Source organism: Hymenobacter segetis (genome assembly GCF_054776495.1).
The window spans coordinates 52,942-69,123 of the sequence record NZ_BAAHBV010000001.1 but is presented as its reverse complement, the minus strand read 5'-3'; the positions used below and the strand labels follow the sequence as shown (position 1 = coordinate 69,123).

Below are 16,182 nucleotides of genomic sequence, written 5' to 3'. Positions count from 1 at the left end.
TAATGCCCTAGCCTACCGCACGGCCCGCCCCTTCCACTCGTAGCCACCGCGCCAGCCGGCCGCTCCCACCGCCAGCGCATACGGCGCGTACAGCAGCTGCAGCGGCAGCAGCCCCCACAGCCACTTGCGCCGCCCGAAAAACCGCAGCACCGGGCTCAGCAGCCACGCATCGCCGCCCAGCTTGAGCAGCCACGCCGCCAGCACCCAGGGCCAGAGGCCGGGCCACTTCAGTAGGGCTACGGCCCCGGCGGCCAGGGCCACATTGGCTCCCAGCACCAGCAGGGCCAGGTTGCGCGAAGCTGCGCTTTGGTAGTGCCGCCACTTGCTGGCCCAGCGTACCCGCTGCCGCAGCAGCGCCCGCAACGAATCGGGCGCGGCCGTGCGGGCTATGGCGGCGGCATTGGTCAGGAAATGCGCCGTGCCGGGAAAAGCCGCGTGGATTTTGTGGAGCAGAAACTCGTCGTCGCCGCTGGCGAGGTGGGCGTTATCCGCAAAGCCGCCCACGGCCTCGAAGGTGGCGCGGCGGTAGGCTAGGTTGGCCCCGTTGCACATGGTGGGCTGCTGGCGGGCCAGGCAGGCCGCGCCCACGCCCACCAGTCCGGCGAATTCCAGCCCCATGAGGGTCATGAAAAGCGAATCCGGCCCCGTAAGCAGCACCGGGCCGCTGATGAAATTGGCCTGCGGCTGTTGGTGCAGCAGAGCCGCGTAGGCCGCCAGCCACCCGGGGCCGAGGCGGCAGTCGGCATCGGTGCACACCAGCCAGGGGGCGCGGGCGGCGGGCAGGGCCGTGAGCAGGGCGGCTTTTTTGCCAGTTTCGGCGGCGGGCAGCTCGATGAGGCGCAGGGCGAAACCGGTTTCTCGGGCGGCGGCAGTTACCAGCGCGGCGGTGGAGTCGGTGGAATGGTCGTCGGCGATGAGGACTTCGAAGCGGGCGGTGGGCAGGGTTTGGGCGGCGAGGTCGCGCAGGAGTTGGGGAAGGGTTGAGGCTTCGTTGCGGGCGGCGATGAGGACGGAGAAAGTCGGCGCTTCGCTTAATGAATAATCAGGAATGAGGAATGAAGAATTCGCGGATAGTGCCGATTCCTCATTCCTCATTCCTGATTCTTCTTTAAGCGAAGCGCCCCACCCGCCGCGCAGCCACCCCATCAGCGCCGCGTACAGCGCCGGCAGCACCAGCAGCCCTATTCCAACCACTGTCATCATTTCCCGGCGCGCTTCTCGCGCAGCACCCGCAGGCCGGGCACCAGCAGCAGGCCGGCCGCGCTGGGCAGGGCAATATTGATGACCCACAAGCTCAGACTGGCCGAGAGCACCGGTAGCGCCGGCTGCCCCAGCAGCCCAAACAAATGCGTGGCTGACAGCTCCCGCACGCCCACATCGGCCAGGGCGTTGAGCGAGGGCACCAGCGACTTCAAAAAGAACGTGCCCGCCACAGCGGCCAGCCCCGGCCCCAGCGGCCCGCCCACGCCATACGCCGCCAGCAGCAGCATAAACTGCGCGCAAAACACCGCGTAGCGCAGCCCCGAAATGGCCAGCACCGCGTGCAGCGCCGTGGCCGGATACGTGGGCATAATGGCCAGCGCCGGCCGAAACCGCCGCAACGGCCGCCACACGCCCAGCGCCGCCAGCAGCAGCCGCGAGCGGTACAGCGGCACCAGCACCAGCCCGCTCAGCAGCAGCGCCGAGGCCGCCACGCCCAGCCCGGCCGCCGGGTAGCCATTCAGGTAAAATTTCAGCAGGAAGTAGAGCAGCCCCGCCACGCCCGCCAGCACCGTGGCCACCAGCTGGCAGTAGCGCCCCAGAAAAACCGCCCCCAGCGCACTCACGCGACGGCTTTTGAGCTCGATGATGCGGCCGGCGTAGTCGCCCACGCGGTTGGGGGTGGCGAAGCCCAGCGTGAGACCCACCAGCACCGCCCGGAAGCTACGCCCGAACGTGACGGGCTCCAGGTGCCGGGCCAGGCGGTACCACTTCCAGGCCTCCAGGCCCCAGTTGGCGGGCACCAGGGCCAGGGCCAGCAGCACCGGCGCGCGCCCTGCCCCGCTGAGCGTGGTGCTGAGCAGGTGCCGCCAGGCCGCCGCCGTATCGGGCGCGGCGAAAATGGAATTATACAGCAGCCCCAGCGTGAGCAGCGTGACGCCGATTTTGCCCCAGAACACAATGCGTTTCCACTGCCGGGCACGGCGGTTTTCGGGCTCGTCAGGGCCATTGCCCCGGCCTGGGCGTGGAGTAGAAGCAGCGGCTGCCGAAGAAACGGCCGGTGCGGGCGCTTCGCCCTGCCCGGGGTCGTAACTTTGTGTAAGATGCCTGCCCCCCTTCGCCCCCGCCCCGCTCCCGCCCCGGATTTGCTGCCCAAAATCATTATGGGCGTCGACCCCGGCACCCAGATTATGGGCTACGCCCTGATTGAGGTGCGCGGCCAGCGCGTGGACGTGCTGTGCTACGACGTTATCAATATGAAGGCCCTGGGCTCGAATCACGCCGTAAAGCTAAAGCGGATTTTCGACCGCATGCTGGAGCTCATCGACGAGTACCTGCCCGACGAGCTGGCCATCGAAGCTCCGTTTTTCGGCGTCAACGTGCAGAGCATGCTCAAGCTGGGCCGGGCGCAGGGCGTGGCCATTGCGGCCGCCCTCAGCCGCCAGATTCCATACGTGGAGTACGCGCCCACCAAGGTGAAGCAGTCCGTCACGGGCTCCGGCAATTCCACCAAGGAGCAGGTGGCCCACATGCTGCGCCAGACCCTCACGCTGCCGCCCATCGCCGAAGCCAGCACCTTTCTGGATGCCACCGATGCCCTGGCCGTGGCCCTGTGCCACCACTACCAGAAGGGCAACAACATCACCGTGAGCGGCGGCAAAAGCTGGGGCAAGTTCCTGGCCGATAACCCCGAGCGGCTGGGAGCCAGCACGGGCAAGAAAAAAGCGCCGGCGAAATCGTAGGCGACAGTGCTTTTTTCAAATTTATAGCTTTGAGCAGTTACCCAACTTATAAGTGGTTTTTGCAATAGGAAATGGCCTTCCTATCAAAGTCAGATAGAATTTCCGGATACTCAATCTCATTATAGATAGTAAGGCTGGTTTTGTAATTCTTATCCTTGAATTCCTGCCTTGCTTTGTAAATATTCAGTTTATCGTGATGGTATTTATATTCTTCCTGTGCATTGCGATTACATTCTTCTATTGACTCTTTTTGCTGTTTAGCAATGATTTTTAATTCAGAGCAGTCGCCAGCAAAAAAGTCATTAATCAAAAAATCGAAGTCATGTAATATGTAGCGAAAAGGCCGCAGCTTATCTTCTGATTGGAAGCCTGGAAATTGTTTTTGCTCAGCATAGCCAAGTCCGTCCAGATAGTAACTATGATTAACTGTATAATCACAGTATTGATAAATTACATAACCAATAGAGAATCTATAGCCAATGACAAATTTTTTGTTGCCATTGGTGAAAGTCGCTATTGTAAATTGCCCACCTGACCCTTTATCGTTTTCATAGTTATCAAATTTAAAACCTTGCTTTGTGAGAAACGGCTTTAATAATTCAAGGCCTTTCACTAACTCAGGCAGTGGATTCATGTAGTCATTAGCTTTCCCACTCAAATCAGGATTACCGCTAATCAGATTTTTTGCAAGCTTCAATAATCTTTGTAGCACACTAGATAGCTGCATATTATTTCTGTTTAGGAGTTAATCCATCAGCCCCCACCAGCAACTCCCCCGCCGCATACGTCACGGCGTAGCCGCTGATATCCACTCTCTCCCCGCGCAGGCGGCACCAGAGGTCGCCGCCGCGAGGGGAAATCTGACGGGCGCGCAGCTCGGTTTTGCCCAGCTTTTCGGCCCAGAAGGGAATGAGGATGCTGTGGGCCGAGCCGGTGACGGGGTCTTCGTTGATGCCCACGCGGGGCGCGAAAAACCGCGACACGAAATCAACGCCATTGGAGCCGGGCGCGGTGGCGATGACGCCCACGTACTCCAGGGCCGCGATGCGGGCGAAGTTGGGGGTAAGGGCGCGCACTTCGGCTTCGGAGTTGAAGACGGCCAGCAGGTCGCGGGCGGCCAGCACCCGTAGCGGTGTGGCCCCGAGCGCATCGGTGAGGCCCGTGGGATGGACGGGCAATTCCTGCGGCGGGCGCGAGGGAAAATCGAGGGTGAGGCGGCCGTCGGCTTCGCGGGTCACGCGCAGCGGGCCGCTCTGGCTGTGGAAGGTGACCTGCGGGCCATCGAAGCCGAGGTGCGTGAACAGGACGTGGGCCGAGGCCAGCGTGGCGTGGCCGCACAGGTCGATTTCGACGGCCGGCGTGAACCAGCGGATATCGAACTCGGCCGGGGTGCCGGGGCGGGGCACGAAGAAGGCAGTTTCGGCCAGGTGGTTTTCGGCCGCGATTTGCTGCATGAGGGCGGCATGCAGCGGGGCTTCGAGGGGGCACACGCCGGCGGGGTTGCCGGCGAAGGGCGTTTGGGCGAAGGCGTCGACGTGGAAGTAGCGCATGGCGGGTTCGGGCGGGTTGGGTGGATGGGCGCGGAATTCTTTTGGCAAGAATACGGCGCTTGGAGCGTTGGCAAATTGTTGGGCTGTTTTTTGGTGCCGGACGGCTTATTTTAAAATATTTTTGAGGCTACGCAACCCGGGCCGGCGCTGGCCGGTCAGGGGGGTATAAGGCGGGCCGGTACCGCTTGCCTTCACTCCTACTTTTCCACTGCATGCCGCTCACCGTTACCCTGGTTGATGAGGCGCTGCTGGCTGCGTGCCGGCGGGGCGAATCGGCAGCGCAGTACCAGCTATATCAGAAACTTTCCTACGCCCTGATGGGCGTGTGCCTGCGCTACTGCCCCAACCGGGCCGAAGCCGAAGACGCCCTGCAAAACACCTTCGTTAAAATCTTCACCCGCCTCGACCAGTTTCGGGGGCAGGGGCCATTTGAGGCCTGGGCGCGGCGCATTGCCGTCACCACCTCGCTGCACGCCCTGGAGCAGCACCGCCTGCGCCACCCCGGCCTGGCCGGCGAGGTCCTCGACGAGCTGGCCGGCGACCTGCCCACCGCCGAGCCCTCGGCCCTGGACCACCTGGCCACGGCCGACCTGCTGGCCCTGCTGGCTACCCTGCCGCCCGGCTACCGCACGGTGCTCAACCTCTACGCCGTGGAGGGCTATTCGCACCAGGAAATCGGCGCGCTGCTGGGCATCGCCGAAGGCACTTCCAAATCGCAGCTGGCGCGGGCCCGCCGGCTGCTCGAAACCCGCCTGGCGGCCCACCATCACCCCCAATTGCCATGACCGACCGCAACCCCGACGACTTGTACGATGCCCTGCGCGACCGCCTGGCCGACTACGGCCAGGAGCCGCCGGCCGCGCTGTGGGCGGGCATTCGGGCGCAGCTGCCGCCGCCGGTGGCCGCGCCGCAGTTGCGCAAGCGGCGGCGCAGGGCTCCGGTAGCGTGGTTGCTTTTGATAACGCTGACGATGGCGGCCGTGGGCGCGGGCTGGCACTGGTGGGGAGCAAAACGGTCGACTACTGTTGCTTCGAGAACCAGCCAGAAGGCTTCCCATAATTCATCAGCCGACGCCTCCCGTACTAACGCCGCCAGCCCGCAGAGCGCCACCCCAGCCAGCCGCTCAAACCTGTCAACAGGGACCCTGAGCCAGTCGGCGGCCCCCCAAACTTCTTCGGCTGCCGCGCCACGAGTAGCTGCTGATGCGGCTGCCGGGCCGGCTGCTTCAGCTGGCTCGATTGCGACAAATGGCTCTACGGCGACAACAGCATCAGCGTCGGCAGCTCCATCGGCTCCGGCTGGCGTGACGGTTTTGGGTTCGACAAAGGCAGTTGCTGCTTCAGTATCTCAGGCGGATTCCGGGAGCATCACCGGCCGGCCGGCTGGGAGCGGAGCTGGGCTTGCGGCTAAAGAACTGGCCTCAAATAGGGCCCGTTGGAATAACTCGTCGACCCGGACCGCTCGCGGGCAAGTGCAGGGACGGGGCAAGCAGGCTATTTCCATCGCGAATACCCCCATCAGTCATTTGCCCGAAGCCGCCAATCCAGCAGTGGTCCGGTCCGGCGCGGCGCGGCCGGGTCGCAATGCTTCAACGGCCGCAATCACCCGGACATCTACCCAGTTATCGCAAGCGCTGGCCGGCACGAAAAAGCGCCTGGCCCGGCACCGCCGCCCGCCCGTGGCAGCAATGGCAGCAGCTGCAAAGCCTATCGGCAGCCGGCCGCTGCCATTAGCTTCCTCGCCCCCAATTGTGGACCAGCCAACCTTTCAATCGGCCCCAACAACGGCCGCTGCCAGCATTGCCCCAGCTATAGAAAGCCGCCTCAACCAACGCGCAGCCCCGGCCTTGCTACCCACCCGGTTGGTAGCCGTGCAGCTCGGCGCGGGGCCGGGGCTGCCTGCGCCGCAGCCGGTGACCATTGCGCCCAGCCCGTTGCCGCTGCCCTTCGCGTCGCACTGGGCGGTGCAGGTAGTGGCCGGCCCGGCCCTCACCTACCGGGCGCTAAACATGGCGGCGGGCGCAGGCGCGGGCACCTCGCCCTCTCCGCCTTACCTCACCACCAATACCTCTACTCCGGTGGCCACGCTGGAACGGCCCGCCCTGGGCAGCGCGGCGCAAATCACCGTGCGGCGCACCCTCGGCAGCCGCTGGAGCCTGAGCGCGGGCCTGGGCTACGCCGAATACGCCAGCGCCCTGGCCCTGCAACAGGTGCACACCACCCCGACCAGCGTAGTCGCCAACCGCCCAAATTTCGCCGATTCCACCGGCATTCACCGGCGCGATACCTACCGGTTTGTGACGGTGCCGGTGCGGGTGGGCTACGGCTGGACGCTTTCGGGGCGCTGGCGCGTGGGCCTGCTGGCCGGGGCCGAAGCCGCCGTGTACGTGGGCGGCAGCAGCACCGAGGGCAGCCCCTGCGCCTGCCAAAGCCAAACCTGGAGCTTCGCCAACAACCCCTACCGCCGCCTGAGCGTGGGGGCCAGCCTGGGGGCCGAAGCCCGCTACCGCCTGGCCGGAGGGCGCTGGGAGCTGCTGGCCCAGCCCACCGCCACCTACCTGCTCACGTCCCTCGCCCCGGCCGCTTCGGCTTACTACCAGCGCCACTTATTCGGGGGCGCGGCACTGCTGGGGGTGGCTTTCAACTTGCCCTAATACCTCGGCAAGGAGCTTCCGGCTGGCTGGCCAGCGGCCGGAAGCTCCGCGCCCGACGGGGATTTTTCACTCATTTTTTCCTTCCTGCTTTTTATGAAACATTTCGCATGGGTATGCCTGGGCGTAGCCCTGCTGGCCGCTTGCCGCAAAGACGACGTGGTAATATGTGACCCGGTGGCGACACCGGCCACCTTCGCCGATTTGCGGGCCGCCGCGCCCGCCGTTCAAACCTTCACCTTCGCCCTGGGCCAGGCCCAGAGCCTGCGCACGGCGGGCGGGGCCACCGTTTCCTTTCCGGCCAATGCCTTCGTGCTGCCCGATGGCAGCGTGGCGGCTGGCAGCGCCACGCTGCGGGTGCGGGAGCTGCACTCGGTGGGCGACATGGTGCTGGCCGGGCTGCACACCAACGTGGCGTTCCAGAATACCGGCCTGCTGGTGTCGGCGGGCGAGTTTAACGTGCAGGCCTGGCTGGGCAGCACGCGCCTGCAATGGAAACGGGCGGTGGGCGCGGCCGCCATCCAGCCCACCCTGGCCACCCCCGTCCCCACCAGCGGCCTCGACACAACCCGGATGCTGTTGTGGAAACTCCCCTTTGCGGCCAATGGAGCCGTGCCCGTCGTGGCCGATTCGGCGTCGGGATGGCAGCCCGGCCGCCTTCAGAACCAAGGACAGGGCCAGGGCCAGTCCTCCTGGCTTCCGCTGCCAGCCACCAGTGGCCTCTATACAGCCGTGCTGCCCCTGGACTCCATCAGCTGGATAAATTTCGACCAATACTGGCGCCCTGCCAGCAACGCGGCCTGGACCTGGGGCCAGGTGCGCGTACCCGCCGGGGCTTCCGAAACCAGGGTGTACCTCCGCCCCGCCGGCTACACCAGCCTGTGCCGCACCTTTGCCACTGCCGACCCCACCCTCTGGCAAAACCATTTCCCGGACGGCACCGACGTGCAGGCCATCGTGGTACAGATTCGGGATGGCCAATTCTATTTTGGCACTCAGCGCTACACCTGGCGGCTGGGCCAAGCAATGGCTCCCACCCTCGAAGCCCTCAGCGCCGCCGAAGTCGTGCGGCGCATCCGCCTGCTATAGGGGACGCCAAACGTTAGGGGAGGGTCGCCCAACGTTAGGCGACCCTCCCCTAACGTTTGGCAACCCTCCCCCAACGTTGAGCGACCCTCCCCTAACGTTTGGCGACCCTCCCCTAACGTTGAGCGACCCTCCCCTAACGTTTGGCGACCCTCGCCCAACGTTAGGGGAGGGTCGCTCAATGTTGGGCGAGGGTCGCCAAACCTTCAACTACCCCCGCCGGCATTATTGCCCGCCGATTATCACCTCGCGCACCGGGTTTTCGCCCAGCCAGTAGGGGATTTCGGCCACGCTGCCCACGTTCAGTACCAGCACGTCGGCGCGCTTGCCGGGGGCCAGGCTGCCGCAGTCGTGCTGCTGCCTGATGGCCCAGGCGGCGTTGAGGGTAGCGGCGGCCACGGCTTCTTTGGGGGTGAAACCCATCTTGAGGCAGGCCACCGACAAGGCCAGCCAGAGGTTTTTGCTGGGGCACGAGCCGGGGTTGAAATCGGTGCTCAGGGCCACGGGCAGGCCTTTTTCGATGAACTCGCGGCCGGGCGCGTACTTCTCTTGTCTTAAAAACAGCGGCACCAGCGGCAGCAGCACGGCCACGGTTTGCCCCTGGGTTTGCTGCGCGATACGGCCGGCGGCGGCCGGCGTGAGGTAGTCGCAATGGTCGACGCTCACCGCGCCCAGCGCGGCGGCCATCTCGCAGCCGCCGAGGTCGTGCAGCTGCTCGGCGTGGATTTTCAGGCCGAAGCCCATGTGGTGGGCCTGCTCCAGGTAATACCGCGAAACATCGAGCGGAAACGCGCCCTGCTCGCAGAAAATATCCACGAACGCCGCCTCCCCTTTCAGGTCCGACAGCACTTCGCGCAGAATGAAATCGACGTAGGCCCGCGGGCCGGCTTCCTTAAACTCGGGCGGCACCACGTGCGCCCCCAGAAAGGTGGGCACCACCCGCACCGGCTGCTGCCGGCCCGCCTCCCGGGCCACCCGCACCAGCCGCAGCTCGGTATCGCGGTCGAGGCCGTAGCCGCTTTTGGCCTCCACGGTGGTCACGCCGTAGCGCCGAAAACCGTCGAGATGGTGCAGGGCATTGGCCAATAATTCGGCCTCCGACGCGGCGCGGGTGGCCCGCACGGTGCTCAGAATGCCCCCGCCGCTGGCCAGAATATCGAGGTAGCTTTCGCCGCGCAGCTTGCGCTCGAACTCGTGGGCGCGGTTGCCACCGAACACCAGGTGCGTGTGGCACTCCACCAAGCCGGGCATCACCACGCAGCCGGTGGCATCCACGAGGCGGGTGTGGGGGCCGATGTGCGAAAGGTCCAACTCATCCATCGGGCCCACGGCCACGATTTTATCGTCGATGCAGGCCACGTAGCCGCGCTCGATTATCGTCCAGGCGCTCAGGTCGGGGCCGGCCAGGGGCCGGTCGGTCGGGCCGCCGGCCAGCGTGAGCACCTGCGCGGCGTGCTGAATGAGGAGGGTGTAGGGAGCGGGGTGCGGCATGGGGAATGCGGGTGGGTGGGGCGGCAAATTACGGCCCCGGCGGGCAGCTTTGCGTAGGTGCTTGCGTTACTTCTGCCTTGTTCAATGCCCGATTTCGTCCCCGCTCCGCTCATTCTCACCCTCGCCCTTGATGCTGCCGCGCAAGCTTATTTCAATGAGCTGCGCCGCCGGCACTTCCCGCCGGCCATCAACTACCTCGCGGCCCACCTCACGCTGTTTCATCACCTCCCCGGCGCGGAGCTGGCCGCCGTGCAGGCGCAGCTCCAGACCATCGCGGCCAACCAGCGCCCCCTTCCCCTGCCGGTCGCGGGCCTGCGCTCGCTGGGCCGGGGCGTGGCCTTCACCCTCGAAAACGACGACCTGCGCGCCCTGCACCGCCGCCTGCAAGCCGCCTTCGCCCCCCACCTCACGCCCCAAGACCAGCAGAAGCTCCAGCCCCACGTCACCATCCAAAACAAGGTGGACCCCGCCGCAGCCCGCGCCCTCCTGGCCGATTTACAGGCTGATTTTGCCCCCTTTGAAGCCGTGGGCACCGGCCTGCACCTGTGGGCCTACCGCAACGGCCCGTGGGAAAGCCTGGCCGAATTTCCGTTCGGGGCGTAGCCGGGGCCGCTACCGCTGGGGCTGCCGGCCGGTTACCGTAAACTCGTCGCGCACGAATTCCTGGATGGTATCGGCAATGAACGCCTCGATGTTGTAGGCGCTGGGCAGCAGCGCGGCCTGATGCTCGGGGTCGAGGTAGGCATCGAGACGGGCCAGGGCCGGGGGGGCTACCTGGCCAAAGCCCAAGCTCCAGCCGGCAAACAGGCGCTGCGCCACGGGTCCGCTGAATAGCTTGACCACCTCGGTGTGCCGCGAATCCTGCCAGATACACTCGTACAGGACTTTTACCGGCTCCATCTCTCCTTCCAGCACCTGCAAAAACCGTCCCTCGGCATAAAACAACACACCGGTAATGCCCTGGCTGTAATTGTGGATACGGGATTGTTCAACCAGCCGCGCCAATTCCTCGTCGCTAAGCAAGCGGATAGCAACGCTGCGGTAGATTAGTTGATATACAGCCATAGCTCAAGGGAAATTGGAAGGAATGCAAGCCCGCGGCGCAGCACTGGCTCAGCGGTAAAAATACATACGGGTAAATACGCATCCCCATCCAATACCTCAGTATTTATTCCCAAAAAGCATACTATATTTTTATTTATATCAGAATCAATCCCCCCCTTACTTAAGCCTTGGGCCGGGCCGCGCTATTTGCGAAGCTAACGGGGGCGTGGAGCGAGGTTTTCCCATTCGGCCAGGGCGGCGCGGTGCTCTCTGTTAGCTCGGCTGATGATTGCGCTATCCGGCTTTATTCCAACACTGATAGCCGTTCCTTTTTCCCGGGCATAGGGGTCCTGCACTTGGCCGACCACACGGCAGGAGGCAAAATGAGATATCAACTCCGCGTCGGGCTCATCGTCCACCATGATGATGGCCTGCCAGTCCGCCCGCTCCGGGTACCAGTACAGAAAGCTGCCATTGAAGCTATGCGCCAGCGGCATGGCCCGGCGGGCGCAGTAGTAGTTGAGGGCGCTAGCTTCTCCGTAGTTATCGCACTTGATGAGGGTGTGGGCGCGCACCGAATCTGGCAGGCTTTGGTAGGCGGCCCAGGTTTTGTCGGCCATTTCGCGCCAGCCGCGCATGTCGGCGTAGTCCTGGGGCAGGGCGTGGTTCTGGCCATCTTCCCAGCGGTAGAGGCCCAGGGCGGCGAAGCGGGGCCGTAGCGCCGCCATAGCCGCCGGCGACCGCAACGGATAAATGAACGGCAGGATGGGCAACAGCAGCAGCAGCGGCAGGCTCACCAGCGCCAGCAGCGCCACCGGCCGCCAGCGCCCGGCCCCCGGCTGGTGCAGCCCCCCAAACTGCCGGAACCGCATCTCCCACCACCACGCCCCGAAACTGAACAGCACCGGGTAGTAGCCCAGCGTGTAATAGTCCTTGCCGTGCAGCAGCGCCTGCAAGCCGATGCCCAAAACCACCACCAGCCCCACCGCCCGGTAGGGCCGCAGGGCGCGGCTGAGCAGCAGCGCCAGCAGGCCTGGTACCCACACCCACACCGCCCCAATGCACATCAGCAGCTGCATTTTCCAGAATTCGGCGGCCTCGACGTGGACCAGCTGGCTGTCGTGCAGCAGCTGCATGTGGTGCCGAAACGGGATGCCGTGCCGGATTTGCCAGGCCAGGTTGGGCAGCCACAGCAGCAGCGCCAGCCCCGCCGCGCCCCAAAAGTGCCGCTGCCCCAGCAGGCGCCGCCAAGGCGTGAGCAGCAGCGCCCCGCCCAGCGCGGCAATGAAAAACAGCGTGGTGTATTTGTTCAGCAGGCCCAACCCGAGGGCCAGGCCCAGCAAGTATAGCCAGCGCGGCCGCTGGGTTTGCTGGTAGGCCGCCAGCCCATAAAGAGCCAGCACGAAGCCGGATACCTCAAACGAATTGGGCTGAAACAGCAGGTTGAGCCGCGCGAAGGCCGTGCCCAGGTAGCAGGTGCCCGCCAGCGCCGTGGCAAACCAGCCGCCGCCCAGCCGCTGCGCCAGCCGCATCACGAGGTAGAGCGTGGCCGCGCCCCACAGAAACGGCCAGAATTTCACCCAGAAAAAGCCGCCGCCCAAGGCCATGCTCACCCAGCCCTGCGCGGCCATCAGCGGGGGCACTTCGAGGTAGCCCCAAGCCAGGTGCTGGCCCTGGTTGAGGTACAGGTATTCGTCGCGTTGCAGGTCGTACTGCGGGCTGATGAGGAAGTAGCCGGAGACGAACTTGAGCAGGGCAAAAGCGAGCGGAAGCAGACGTTTCATGCCCGGCAAGGTAGCGCCGCTACTACAATCACCAGCGTATTATGACCTCGAAAATTCAGTAATAGTCGCGCATTTTGCTTTGGAAATCATTGCCTTATTTTGCGGCTTCACCTTTCCCCGGCCTTATCGCCCCAACCGTTTACTCCGCATGATTTTCTACGGCTTCAAAAGCACGCACCTGCGCACCGCTCCCCTGCCCATCGGCACCAACTGCCCGGCCTGCGCCACCCCAGATGCAATGAAAGCCAGCGTGTATGGCCGCTACGCCCACGTTTACTGGATTCCGTTCTTCCCGTTCAGCAAATCGGCGGTGGCTCAGTGCGAGCATTGCCAGAAGGCCTGGGAAGAAAAAACAATGCCCGCCCAGCTGCAACCCGGCGTGCGCGCCATCAAGCAAAGCACCAGCTTTCCGCTCTGGAACTGGGCCGGCCTGGGGGTATTGGTGCTGGCCCTGGTGGGCGCGTTCATTGCCGGCCGCTACCACGAGCGCGACCGGGTGGCCTACCTGGCGGCCCCGCACGCCGGCGATATCTACACCATTCGCTCGATGGGCGACAGCACCAAATACTCGCTACTGAAGGTACTGAGCGCCAAAGGCAACACAGTGGAGGTGGCGGCCAACGAGTACGAAATTGACGACCGGTCGCCGCTCAGCGAACTCAACTCGCCCGAGAAATACACCAAAACGACCGAGTCGCTCACCGTGCTCGACCTGCAAATCATGCACAACAAAGGCCAGCTCACCGACGTGGACCGGCTAACGGAGTAGCGCCAAGGCTATTGCAGCCCGGCCCAGCGCAGAAATTCCGCGCCGACTTTCTCCCAGTAATAGTCATCGTAGTTCACCTGGCCGTTTTTGAAGCCGAAGAAGTTGTGCTCGCGGCCCACGTAGGGCCGGAAGGTGAGAGTGGTTTTGTGCTGCCGGATGGCTTCGAGGCGCAGGTAGTCATTGGCCGCCGCGTCGGCATCGCGGGTACCGTAACCCACGAAGATGGGCACCGTGGCCCCGAGCAGCGCCGGCAGCTCCGACTGCCCGTGTGCAAACATGTTCTGGTCGCTGTCGCCCGGGCCGCAGTCATTCTGGGTGGGGTGGTCCACGGCGTGCTGCCAGCGGGCAAACTCGGCCTCCACGGCGGCGCTGTCGGCGTCGGTGGGGTCGCGGGCTATTTTGGTGAGCTCGCGGCCCAGGGGGCTGCCGCTCAGGTACACGGCCCGGCGCAGCAGGCCCGGCATGGCCGCCAGCTGCGCCACCACGGCGCTGCCTTCCGAGTGGCCACCGGCCACCACATTCTTCGCATCCACCCAGGGCTGCTTTTTGAGGTAGCGGATGATGGCCTCGTCGCGCCGCACGTAGTAGTCAAGGTAGTTGCGCTGGCAATAATAGGCCGTCGGCGTGGCCGTGCTAAACAGCTGATTGGGGTTCCGGCCCTCCACATTCATCACCATCGGCACGCCGGGCTTGCCGATGATGACGAGGTGGCAGTTGGGAAACGCCTTCTTATTCAGGAACGGAAACACGCCGTAGGCCCCATGCTGGTCGTACAAAATGAGCGGCTTGGGCAGCGAGCCCTGCGCCCACAGCAGCACCGGCAGCGGGGCCGCCTCGCGCCCCGGCGGCGACTGAATGAGCAAATCCACGCTGTCCTTGCCAAACATCACCACCAAATGCCCAAAGCCAAAATCCAGCGGTGTGCGCGGGACGGCAGTTTTTTTCTGGGCGAAAACCGGGCTACCCAGCCCCACCAGCAGCAACAGAAACAGTAATAGTTGGCGCATTCAGCTGCTTTTTTGCCCTGCGGCGGTAGTGCCGGGGCGGCGCAAGGACTTTAGAGGTTGGCGGGCAGTTGCACGCGGGCCAGGTACTCGCCCAGGCCGGCAGGCTTCTGGAAAACGTGGATGAAGAGGATGTGCTCTTCGCCCCGGCTGCGCCAGGTTTCGGCATAAAAGCCTTCCACGGCGTAGAGCGTCAGGTCAAAACTGTCTTCCTGACGCTCGGCCAGGCGGGTGCCGTGCCGGGCGAGGTGCTCGGTCTGGCGGCGCTGGTGCAGGGCTTTGAAGGCGGTGATGGTCATGGGAAGCGAAACGGCGCTTTTGCAAAGTTCGTGCGCGGCCGCCCTAAGTTCGCACCATGAATCGTTTTCGTTTTCCGCACCCGCTGGTGCTCATTGTTGGTTTTATCATCCTGGCGGCGGCGCTGAGCTACGTGCTGCCGGCCGGCGAATTCACGCGCCACCTCGATGCCGTGACCGGGCGGCAGGTGGTGGTGGCCGGCTCCTACCACGCCGTGCCCGCCACTCCCGTGAGCCCGCTCGACGTGCTGGTGGACGTGCCCAAGGGCCTAGCCGATGCCGCCGCCGTCGTGTTCCTGATTTTCCTGGCCGGCGGGGCCTTCACGGTGGTGGACCAGACCGGGGCGCTGCGCTTTGGGGTCGACTGGCTGCTGCGCCGCGCCCACGGCCGCGAGGTGCTCGTGATTCCGCTGGTGGGCACGCTCTTCGCGACCATGGGCGCGCTGGAAAACATGGGCGAGGAGATAATTCCGCTGGTGCCGGTGCTGCTGGTGCTCATGCGGCGGCTGGGCTACCCTACCCTCACGGCGGTGGCGGCCAGCGTGGGGGCGGCCTTCGTGGGCGCGTCTTTTAGCCCGATAAATCCGTTTCAGGTGGGCATTGCCCAGAAACTGGCGCAGCTGCCGCTGCTCTCAGGCGGGGCGTTTCGGATGGGCTTTTTGCTGGTGGCGGTGGGGCTGTGGCTGTGGGCCACTACTCGCCACGCCGTGCGCCACCGCCTGGCTCCGGATTTAAGCCTCGATGCTAATGAGGTGGCCGCTGGCCCGGTGGCCGAAAGTGGCCGCCCGGGGCTGGTGCTGCTGCTCATGCTGGGTGCGTTCGCGGTGTTTGCCTACGGCGTGGTGCAGCTGCACTGGGAATTCGAGCAGATGTCGGCCCTGTTCCTGGGGTTGGGCGTGGTGGCCGGGCTGGTGGGCGGGCGCGGCCTCACGGGCACGGCCGAGGGCTTCATCGCGGGCTTCCGGGACATTGCCTTTTCGGCCCTGTTGATTGGGTTTGCCCGCGCCATTTTCGTGGTGCTGGAGCAAGGGCACATCGTCGATACCATCGTGCACGGCCTGGCCGCGCCGCTGGGGCATTTGCCCGTGGCGCTGGCCGCGCTGGGCATGATGGGCGTGCAAACCCTGCTGCATGTGCCGGTGCCGAGCGGCAGCGGGCAGGCCACGCTCACCATGCCGCTGCTGGTGCCGCTGTCCGATATCCTGGGCCTCTCGCGGCAGGTGACAGTGCTGGCGTTTCAGTACGGGGCGGGGCTGTGCGAGCTCATCACGCCCACCAACGGCACGCTGATGGCCATGCTGGCGGCCACGGGCGTGCGGTTTGAGCAGTGGATTCGGTTTGCCGCGCCGCTGTGGGCGGCGCTGTTTGCGCTGGGGGCCGTGGCGGTGGTGGTGGGTATTGCGGTGGGTGTATAGGAAGGGGTTAATTGATGCTCGAAGGCAATTAATCGAGTCTTGACATGAATTTAATCCTACCCGTAGCATAATAAATCCTAATATGGGAACATTAATTGCCCCTTCCTCCGGATTATATCCTACTCACCATGAATTTATTTATACTTGGTAT

Annotated in this window: 17 protein-coding genes; 7 read left to right on the top strand and 10 right to left on the bottom strand. The window is 64.5% G+C overall.

Annotated elements, in window-relative coordinates:
* Positions 1-12: 12 nt before the first annotated feature.
* Positions 13-1,203: a glycosyltransferase gene (locus tag ACYU70_RS00325; RefSeq protein WP_342300430.1), complete on the bottom strand. Its 1,191-nt coding sequence runs from the start codon at positions 1,201-1,203 to the stop codon at positions 13-15.
* The gene (locus tag ACYU70_RS00320) at positions 1,200-2,159 is read right to left on the bottom strand and encodes a lysylphosphatidylglycerol synthase domain-containing protein (RefSeq protein WP_342300429.1); all 960 of its coding nucleotides are present in this window, start codon (positions 2,157-2,159) and stop codon (positions 1,200-1,202) included. Before ACYU70_RS00320 ends, ACYU70_RS00325 begins: the two co-directional genes overlap by 4 nt.
* Positions 2,160-2,303: 144 nt before the next feature.
* Here ACYU70_RS00320 and ruvC point away from each other — a divergent pair, with 144 nt between their 5' ends.
* Positions 2,304-2,942 carry a crossover junction endodeoxyribonuclease RuvC gene (gene ruvC / locus ACYU70_RS00315; protein WP_342300428.1) on the top strand — a complete coding sequence of 213 codons (639 nt, stop codon included), beginning with the start codon at positions 2,304-2,306 and terminating at the stop codon, positions 2,940-2,942.
* A 46-nt stretch (positions 2,943-2,988) separates the two neighbouring features.
* Here the strand turns inward: ruvC and ACYU70_RS00310 are convergent, their stop codons facing one another.
* Complete coding sequence (locus tag ACYU70_RS00310; protein ID WP_342300426.1) at positions 2,989-3,669, bottom strand: hypothetical protein; 681 nt, start codon at positions 3,667-3,669, stop codon at positions 2,989-2,991.
* A gap of 1 nt (position 3,670) precedes the next feature.
* Positions 3,671-4,540 carry a PhzF family phenazine biosynthesis protein gene (locus ACYU70_RS00305; protein WP_342300425.1) on the bottom strand — a complete coding sequence of 290 codons (870 nt, stop codon included), beginning with the start codon at positions 4,538-4,540 and terminating at the stop codon, positions 3,671-3,673.
* 164 nt (positions 4,541-4,704) lie between these two features.
* Between ACYU70_RS00305 and ACYU70_RS00300 the strand changes: the two genes are divergently transcribed.
* The gene (locus tag ACYU70_RS00300) at positions 4,705-5,277 is read left to right on the top strand and encodes an RNA polymerase sigma factor (protein WP_342300424.1); all 573 of its coding nucleotides are present in this window, start codon (positions 4,705-4,707) and stop codon (positions 5,275-5,277) included.
* A 52-nt stretch (positions 5,278-5,329) separates the two neighbouring features.
* Here ACYU70_RS00300 and ACYU70_RS00295 read toward each other — a convergent pair whose 3' ends face one another.
* Positions 5,330-5,602 (bottom strand): hypothetical protein, encoded by a 273-nt coding sequence (locus ACYU70_RS00295; RefSeq protein ID WP_342300423.1) that lies wholly within the window; start codon positions 5,600-5,602, stop codon positions 5,330-5,332.
* 640 nt (positions 5,603-6,242) lie between these two features.
* Here ACYU70_RS00295 and ACYU70_RS00290 point away from each other — a divergent pair.
* Together ACYU70_RS00290 and ACYU70_RS00285 are read left to right on the top strand one after the other, a co-directional pair.
* Positions 6,243-7,145 carry an outer membrane beta-barrel protein gene (locus tag ACYU70_RS00290; protein WP_342300421.1) on the top strand — a complete coding sequence of 301 codons (903 nt, stop codon included), beginning with the start codon at positions 6,243-6,245 and terminating at the stop codon, positions 7,143-7,145.
* A 93-nt stretch (positions 7,146-7,238) separates the two neighbouring features.
* Positions 7,239-8,231, top strand: coding sequence for a hypothetical protein (locus ACYU70_RS00285; protein WP_342300419.1), 993 nt, complete (start codon positions 7,239-7,241; stop codon positions 8,229-8,231).
* A gap of 222 nt (positions 8,232-8,453) precedes the next feature.
* Here the strand turns inward: ACYU70_RS00285 and hutI are convergent, their stop codons facing one another.
* Positions 8,454-9,719, bottom strand: a complete 1,266-nt coding sequence (gene hutI / locus ACYU70_RS00280; RefSeq protein WP_342300416.1) for an imidazolonepropionase — start codon at positions 9,717-9,719, stop codon at positions 8,454-8,456.
* A gap of 84 nt (positions 9,720-9,803) precedes the next feature.
* On the opposite strand from hutI, the gene ACYU70_RS00275 reads away from it, so the two are divergent.
* The gene (locus ACYU70_RS00275) at positions 9,804-10,322 is read left to right on the top strand and encodes a 2'-5' RNA ligase family protein (protein ID WP_342300415.1); all 519 of its coding nucleotides are present in this window, start codon (positions 9,804-9,806) and stop codon (positions 10,320-10,322) included.
* A gap of 9 nt (positions 10,323-10,331) precedes the next feature.
* On the opposite strand, the gene ACYU70_RS00270 is transcribed toward ACYU70_RS00275, so the two are convergent.
* Positions 10,332-10,784 (bottom strand): BLUF domain-containing protein, encoded by a 453-nt coding sequence (locus ACYU70_RS00270; RefSeq protein ID WP_342300413.1) that lies wholly within the window; start codon positions 10,782-10,784, stop codon positions 10,332-10,334.
* A 194-nt stretch (positions 10,785-10,978) separates the two neighbouring features.
* Positions 10,979-12,547, bottom strand: a complete 1,569-nt coding sequence (locus ACYU70_RS00265) for a glycosyltransferase family 39 protein (protein ID WP_342300411.1) — start codon at positions 12,545-12,547, stop codon at positions 10,979-10,981.
* 148 nt (positions 12,548-12,695) lie between these two features.
* On the opposite strand from ACYU70_RS00265, the gene ACYU70_RS00260 reads away from it, so the two are divergent.
* Positions 12,696-13,316, top strand: a complete 621-nt coding sequence (locus ACYU70_RS00260; protein WP_342300409.1) for a hypothetical protein — start codon at positions 12,696-12,698, stop codon at positions 13,314-13,316.
* Between the two features lie 8 nt (positions 13,317-13,324).
* On the opposite strand, the gene ACYU70_RS00255 is transcribed toward ACYU70_RS00260, so the two are convergent.
* Positions 13,325-14,323, bottom strand: coding sequence for an alpha/beta hydrolase family protein (locus tag ACYU70_RS00255; RefSeq protein ID WP_342300407.1), 999 nt, complete (start codon positions 14,321-14,323; stop codon positions 13,325-13,327).
* A 50-nt stretch (positions 14,324-14,373) separates the two neighbouring features.
* On the bottom strand, positions 14,374-14,619 hold the full coding sequence (locus tag ACYU70_RS00250; RefSeq protein ID WP_342300405.1) for a hypothetical protein: 246 nt from the start codon (positions 14,617-14,619) through the stop codon (positions 14,374-14,376).
* Positions 14,620-14,675: 56 nt separating this feature from the next.
* Here ACYU70_RS00250 and ACYU70_RS00245 point away from each other — a divergent pair, with 56 nt between their 5' ends.
* Positions 14,676-16,031: a YfcC family protein gene (locus ACYU70_RS00245; protein ID WP_342300403.1), complete on the top strand. Its 1,356-nt coding sequence runs from the start codon at positions 14,676-14,678 to the stop codon at positions 16,029-16,031.
* The last annotated feature ends 151 nt before the right edge of the window (positions 16,032-16,182 follow it).